This is a genomic window from Streptomyces fuscichromogenes, from assembly GCF_014645815.1.
GTDB classification, from domain to species: Bacteria; Actinomycetota; Actinomycetes; order Streptomycetales; family Streptomycetaceae; genus Streptomyces; species Streptomyces fuscichromogenes.
Genome location: NZ_BMML01000071.1, coordinates 1 through 6,628 on the forward strand (window position 1 = coordinate 1; position 6,628 = coordinate 6,628).

Here is a 6,628-nt window from a genome sequence, read left to right on the forward strand (position 1 = left end):
GCGGCCGGTGAACTCGCCCTGTCGCTGGGGCAGTCCGAGCGCGTGCTCGCCTCGCTGCAACTCGCCGCCCGGATGGCGCCGTTGCACGAGACCGTGCAGGCGAGCCTGGTCTCCGCGCTGGCCGCCGCCGGCCGGCAGGCCGAGGCACTGACGGTGTTCCGCACCGTCCGCGCCCAACTCGCCGAGGAGTTGGGGATACGGCCGGGCCCGGCACTGGTGACCGCACACCGGCGCGTACTGGAACCGGCACCCGCCGGGGACGTGCCGGACGAACAGCCGCCGAACCCGGTCGCCGGAACCCCGCCCACCACCGACCACTTGGTCGGCCGGAGCGAGGAACTCGCGGTGCTGCGGCAGGCGGTGGAGTCGGCACTCACCAGGAGCACCGGACTCGTGCTGGTCGAGGGAGAACCCGGCGCCGGCAAGACCCGCCTCCTTGAGGAGACCGCCGCCGAAGCGGGCCGACGCGGCGCGCTCGTCGTCCGGGGACACTGCCTGGAGGGCGACGGCACACCCTCGATGTGGCCCTGGGTACAGGCCGTCGGCGCGATCCTCGGAGCCCTGCCCGCCGCCGGGCGCGGCGAGTGGCACATCGGTGAACTCGGGCGCCTCGTCGGACCGCAGGGCCGGGTTCCCACCACGCCGGTCCTGCCGGACAGCGGAGCCCAGTTCCGGCTGTTCGAGCAGACCGTCGCACTCGTCCGCCAGGTGTCGGCACGGCGGCCGGTGCTGCTCGTCGTCGACGACCTCCAGTGGGCCGACGCCGCCTCCCTGGACCTCTTCAGCCACCTGGCGGCTCACCTGCCGCCCGGCACCGCCGTGATCGGCGCGCTCCGCGACCGTGCGCCGACGCCCGGCCCGGAACTGGAGCGGATGCTCGCCGCGGCGAGCCGGCTGCCCCGCCACCGCCGGATCCGGCTCGGCCCGCTCGGCCCGGCCGAGGTCGCCGAACTGGTCCGCCAGGAGACCGGCCAGGAGACGGGCCCCGGCGCCACCCGCAGCATCCACGCCCGCACCGCCGGCAACCCGTTCTTCGTGCGGGAGCTGTCCCGCCTCCTCGCCGACGGCGGGGCCCTGACCGAGGCCGCCACGGCACGGACCGGCGTTCCCGCCACCGTCCGGGACGTCGTCCGCGACCGGGTGGCCGTGCTGGACACCGACACGAGACACCTGCTGCAGGTCGCCGCGCTGATCGGCCGGGACGTCGACCTCGCACTGCTCGCGCGCGCCGCCCGGCTCGACGCCCGGACCTGCCTCGACCGCCTCGAACCCCTGCAGGAGCTCGGTCTCCTCGAACCCGCGCCGGGGAACCCGTACGCGTTCCGCTTCGCGCACGACCTGGTCCGCGAGTCCGTCGCCGACGCCACCCCACCGGCTCGCGCGACCCGGCTCCACCTGCTCGTCGCCGACGCACTGGAGCACAGCACGATCGCGGACGACGAACGCCTCGCCCATCACCTCTGGTCGGCCGGCCCCCTCGCGGACCCGGCCCGCACCGCCACCGCGTTGATCGGCGCGGGCCGCCGCGCGGCGGGAAAGTCAGCACTCCAGGCCGCCGCTCGACAACTGCAGTCCGCCGCGCGGGTGGCGCGGCGGGCAGGCCTCGGCGAACTGGAGCTGTCCGCCCTGTCGCTCTTCACCTCGGTGGACGGCATGCGGGCCGGATACGTCGGTTCGGCGCTCGAACTGCTGGAACGGGCCGAGCAGTTGGCCCGTGGTCTGGGCCGGGAACGGGAAGCCGCCGACTTCCTCTTCTCCCGCTGGGCGGCCCACTCCCAGGGCATCCAACTCGACCGCGCCGGACGGCTGGCGCACCGGCTGCTGGAACAGGGCGAGGCGTCCGCCGACCCGGTGGTCCGCGCGTACGGCCAGTACGCGTGGGGCATCCACCAGTGGGACGTGGGCAACATCGGCGAGGCGTTCCGGTACCTGAGCCGGACCAACTCGACCATGCTCGACGACCTGGCCCGGGGCCGGGAGGGCACACTCCGGCGCGACCTGCGGCTGCTGGGGCCCGCCATGCTCGCGCTGATGACCGCGCTGCACGGCGACCTCGACACGGCATGGACGCTGTTCGACACGATGGAGGCCACCGCGGACGACGACCCCTATGTGATCACCGTCTGGGCCGCCTTCGCCTGCACCGCCGCGGCCCTGGCCGGCGACCCGGTGCGGGCCCGGCGCGCGGCGGAGCGAGGGAGCGCCCTGGACCCCGAGTTCTCGTTCGTCTTCCTCGGCAGCTACCAGCGGCTGGCCCTGTGCTGGGCGCACGCCGTGACCGGCGAGGACCCGGCGGGCGCCGCGGCCGAGGCACAACGCCTGATCGACGTGGCGCTGGCAGACCCGCCACGCTCCGGCCTCGCCACCTGGTACGGCTTGCTCGCCGAGATGTGGCTCGCGGCAGGCAAGCTCGACGAGGCCACCACAGCCCTCGACCACGCCGACACCGCCCTCGACACCCACGGCCAGCGCTACGCCGAAGGCCTCCTCCTCGTCATCCGGGCACGACTGCAACAAGCCCGCGGCGAACCCACCACCACCGTCCGGAACACCGCCCGACGAGCCCGCACCCTGTCCACCCGGCGCGAAGCCCACCTCTTCACCCACCGCGCGCGGGAACTGCCGACCGGAAACCGCCGGACAGCTCAGGTCACGGACGCGCGAACGACCGGGACGCCGAACGGAACGCCCAGGCATGCGCCACCATCCCGATACCCCATCCCAGGATCGACCACAGGGGCCAGAAGAACTGATCCGGGGTGAAAATCGCCCACACCACCACCTGGGCCAGGTTGGCGACGACGTACCAGAAGAGGTGGACCCACAGACCCCACCTCATGGCCTTCTGACTCTTGTGCATGATTCCCTCCCGGGCGCTGCTTCGACGAGAGTCACGACGGATGAAGGACAGGACGGACGGAGACGTCATTCCGAGGGCGCCTGCTCCTGTGCCGCCGTCTCGATGAGAGCCACGGTCGCGCCCGGCCGGGAGACGAACACCATGTGCGAGGCACCCTCGACCACCTGGACCCTGGCCCCGGAGCGCTGGGCCATGAACTCCTGCGCCGCCGGCGGGATGATCCGGTCGGCGTCGCTGATCAGGTTGTAGTTCGGGATCGTGTGCCAGGCCTGCGGACCGGCGGCGGGCTCGCCGAGAGCGGCGCCGGCGGCCGGGCGTTGCGTGATCGAGTAGAGGGTGGCCTCCTCGGCGGACACGTCGGCGGCGAAGTGGGGATGGAAGACCGCCGGGTCGATGTAGAGGTCGACCTGTCCGTCGGGCAGCGGTACGGGTTTCAGGGATTCGCCCACGGTGCTGCCCGGGAACTTCTCGACCAGCGACTGCGCGCTCTCGCCCGTCTCCGGCACGAACGCCGCCAGGTAGACCAGCGCCTTCACCTGGGCGTTCCCGACGGCGGCGGTGGAGATGACCGCGCCCCCGTACGAGTGCCCGACCAGCACGATCGGCCCCTCGATGCTGTCCAGCAGCGCCCTGACCTGCGCCGCGTCGAAGGCGAGCCCCCGCAGCGGATTCGGCGCGGCGACCACGGGATAGCCGTCGGCGACCAGCCGCCTGGCGACCGCGTTGAAACCGCTGCCGTCGGCAAAGGCTCCGTGCACGAGCACGATGGTCGGTTTGCTGCTCACCATGGACGACTCCCATTCGGACGACGGCGATGACGCTGCGGACAGCGGAGTTGAATTCAGCGGCACAAAGCTAGGGCGCCCTACTGAACGGGAATTGAATGCGTTCGGCGCACCGTTCCGTGGCGCGTCCACGGGACCTTCAGTCGACGTCAAGCCGGGTTGGCCAAGGTGAGCCTCCGAAGGACGGACGACTGGGAGCGTGGATGGTGGCGAACGAGGAGAACGCGGAATTCGAGGAAGCCGACGTCGTCGTGATCGGGTCGGGCATGGGCGGTCTCGCGGCGGCCCGCACGATCGCGCAGTTCGGCGGAAAACGCGTTCTCGTCCTCGAACAGCACTACACGCTCGGCGGGATGACGCACGAGTTCTCCCGTGCCGGGCGCTATCAGTTCGGCACCGGGCTGCACTACATGAGCGCGAACGCCGGCCCGTTCCTGGAGTTCATGACCGACGGGCGGGTGCAGCTCGCACCGCTTCCGGACGAGTACGACGCCCTGCACTTCCCGGAGTTCGACTTCACCGTCCCCGCCACGCAGGCACGGTTCCGGGCGCGGCTGAAGGAGCGGTTCCCGGCCGAGGCCGACGCCGTCGACGGTTTCTTCCGGGCCACGCGCCGGGCCATGACCGGGCTGGCCGCACGCAACGTCCTCGCCTCGCTCCCCGCCGGTGTACGCAGAGCGGGTACGCCCGTCGTCGAGCGGCTCTTCCCGTCGGCGTACCGATCGCTGCGGGACCAGGTCTCCCGCAGTTTCCGCGATCCGCGGCTGCGGGCCGTCCTGGCCGCGCGGTGGGGGCTCTACGGCACGCCGCCGGATCGGAGCGCGTTCGGCTACCACGCGGCGGTCCCGCTGACCTTCTTCATGGAAGGCACCGCGCACCCGGTGGGCGGCCCGAGGGAGGTCAACCGGATCGTGCTGGAGATCCTCCAGCGGTACGGCGTGGTGCTGCGCCCCCGGCAACGGGTCGACGCGGTCGTCGTGGAGCGGGGCAGGGTGAGGGGCGTCGACGTCGAGGACACCGCCACCGGCCGCCGCTACCGCGTGCGGACGGACACCGTCGTCTCGGCGGCCGGGGTACGCAACACCTATGCCCTGATCGGCAGGAGCGGGGAACTGGCGGACCTGCCCGAGGAGCCGTCGGCGGTCATGCTGTTCCTCGGGCTGGACCGGTCGCCGGCCGAGTTCGGGGTGCGCGGCGAGAACCACTGGTTCATGCCGGACCTCGACGGCCACGACGGCTTCCGCCGCTCTCCCGGGGACGGCACGCTGTACGTCTCCTTCGCGTCGCTCAACAACCCGGCCGCCCGGTTCCACACGGTGGAGGCGCTGGAACTCGTCGATCCGAAGGTGGTCGACCAGTGGCGCGGGACGCCCGGGGATGAGCGGCCGGACGGCTACCGGCAGCTCAAGGAGGAGCTGACCGGACGGCTGATCGCCCGGCTGGAGGAACAGTGGCCCGGCTTCCGGGAGACGATCGCGTTCGCCGAACTCGCGACGCCGCTCTCGTTCGAGACCTATCAGCACAGTGTTCGCGGCTCCTTCTACGGTCTCGCGGCGACTCCCCAGCGGTTGCGGTCCGCGCGGGCGGGCTGCCGTACGCCGGTCAAGGGGCTCTTCGTGGCCGGTCAGGACGCCTGGGGTTCCGGCGTGGTCGGGGCGTTGGCGGGCGGGCTGATGGCGGCGAACGCGGTGCTGAGACCACGGCAGCTGGGGACCATGTGGCGGGCCCTGCGCTCCGGCGGAGCCGCCGCGGATCCGGCCGCGCCCTGGCAGGGTTACCTGCGGGTGGCCGCGACCGAGTCGCTGACCCCGACGGTCCGGCGGATCCGCTTCGAACCGCTGGACGGGGACACGATCCCGTTCTCGTTCACCGCCGGGCAGTACGTGAAGGTCGACCTGCCGGTCGCCGTCGAGCCGATCGAACGGTCGTACTCGATCTGCAGCGGCCCCGGCGAGCGCGGTTTCTTCGAGATCGCCGTGAAGCACGAACCGGACGGGCTCGGCTCGGGTTTCCTGCACGACGAGCTGGAGGCCGGGCCGGCCTTGCGGCTGAGCGGCCCGCACGGCGAGTTCACCTGGGAGCCGGGCACCGGGGAAGGGACGGCGGGGACGGAGGGCACGGCGGGGACGGCGGACACGGCGGGGACGCTTCTGCTCATCGCCGGGGGCGTCGGGATCACCCCGCTGATGAGTGTGCTGGCTGCCGCCGCCGACGGCGGTCACACGGGCCGGGTCGTCCTGCTGGCGAGCTTCCGGACCGAGGACGAGGTGCTCTTCAGGCCGGAGATCGAGGCGCTGCGGTCCCGGCTGCCGGGACTTGAGGTGTCGGTCCTCGTCACCGGGCGGGAGGGACGGATCGGTCTCGACGAACTGCGGCCCCACACCGGCCCGGCGACCCGCGTGCACCTGTGCGGACCGGCGCCGATGATGCAGGACCTGATCGGCCACCTGACGGAACTGAAGGTGCCGCGGGATGCCATCCGCACCGAGGCGTTCGTGTCGGGCCGGAGCAGGGAGACCCGCCGGGAGAGGGCGCATGCCGTCGCCCTGGCCGCCACGGCGGCCGGTGTCGCCGAGTTCACGATCGACATGGCCGGCGGCGACCCGGCGTTCCCCTGCGCCCCTGGGCAGTCGGTCCTCGACGCCGCCAACGCCGCCGGTGTCGCGATGCCGCAGTCGTGCGGCGAAGGCGCTTGCGGCACCTGCCGGGTGCGGGTGCTCTCCGGCACCTACGAGACCGACACCCGGGGGATGTTCTCCGCCGGTGAACTGGCCGCGGGCTGGCGGCTGGCCTGCCAGACGCTGCCCACCGAGAACCTGGTGATCGCCCTGTAGGGCGCGGCGGTCGCATCACCCGCCGCCGCCCGAGGCGCAAACCCGAGCATTGGAATCGGAATGGCTTCCTCCAGCGCGTCCGTACGTCTGCAGATTCTCGGTCCGCTGCGGGTCTGGCGGGACGGTGTCGAACTGGACGCGGGGCCCCC

At 72.5% G+C, this 6,628-nt stretch carries 4 protein-coding genes; 2 read left to right on the top strand and 2 right to left on the bottom strand.

Features of this window, described 5'->3' with window-relative positions:
• Nucleotides 1-2,763: ATP-binding protein (locus IEZ11_RS49865; protein WP_189269763.1), on the top strand; the 2,763-nt coding region annotated here is incomplete at its 5' end.
• Here IEZ11_RS49865 and IEZ11_RS52710 read toward each other — a convergent pair.
• Nucleotides 2,651-2,929 carry a 2TM domain-containing protein gene (locus tag IEZ11_RS52710; protein WP_373295094.1) on the bottom strand — a complete coding sequence of 93 codons (279 nt, stop codon included), beginning with the start codon at nucleotides 2,927-2,929 and terminating at the stop codon, nucleotides 2,651-2,653. The genes IEZ11_RS49865 and IEZ11_RS52710 overlap by 113 nt on opposite strands.
• The gene (locus tag IEZ11_RS49870) at nucleotides 2,926-3,648 is read right to left on the bottom strand and encodes an alpha/beta fold hydrolase (RefSeq protein WP_189269764.1); all 723 of its coding nucleotides are present in this window, start codon (nucleotides 3,646-3,648) and stop codon (nucleotides 2,926-2,928) included. Before IEZ11_RS49870 ends, IEZ11_RS52710 begins: the two co-directional genes overlap by 4 nt.
• Nucleotides 3,649-3,848: 200 nt before the next feature.
• On the opposite strand from IEZ11_RS49870, the gene IEZ11_RS49875 reads away from it, so the two are divergent.
• Nucleotides 3,849-6,479, top strand: a complete 2,631-nt coding sequence (locus IEZ11_RS49875; protein WP_189269765.1) for an FAD-dependent oxidoreductase — start codon at nucleotides 3,849-3,851, stop codon at nucleotides 6,477-6,479.
• The last annotated feature ends 149 nt before the right edge of the window (nucleotides 6,480-6,628 follow it).

Coding starts and splice junctions, on each gene's coding strand:
- IEZ11_RS49875 (WP_189269765.1), top strand. CDS start 3,849: ATGGTGGCGAACGAGGAGAACGCGGAATTCGAGGAAGCCGACGTCGTC.
- IEZ11_RS52710 (WP_373295094.1), bottom strand. CDS start 2,929: ATGACGTCTCCGTCCGTCCTGTCCTTCATCCGTCGTGACTCTCGTCGA.
- IEZ11_RS49870 (WP_189269764.1), bottom strand. CDS start 3,648: ATGGTGAGCAGCAAACCGACCATCGTGCTCGTGCACGGAGCCTTTGCC.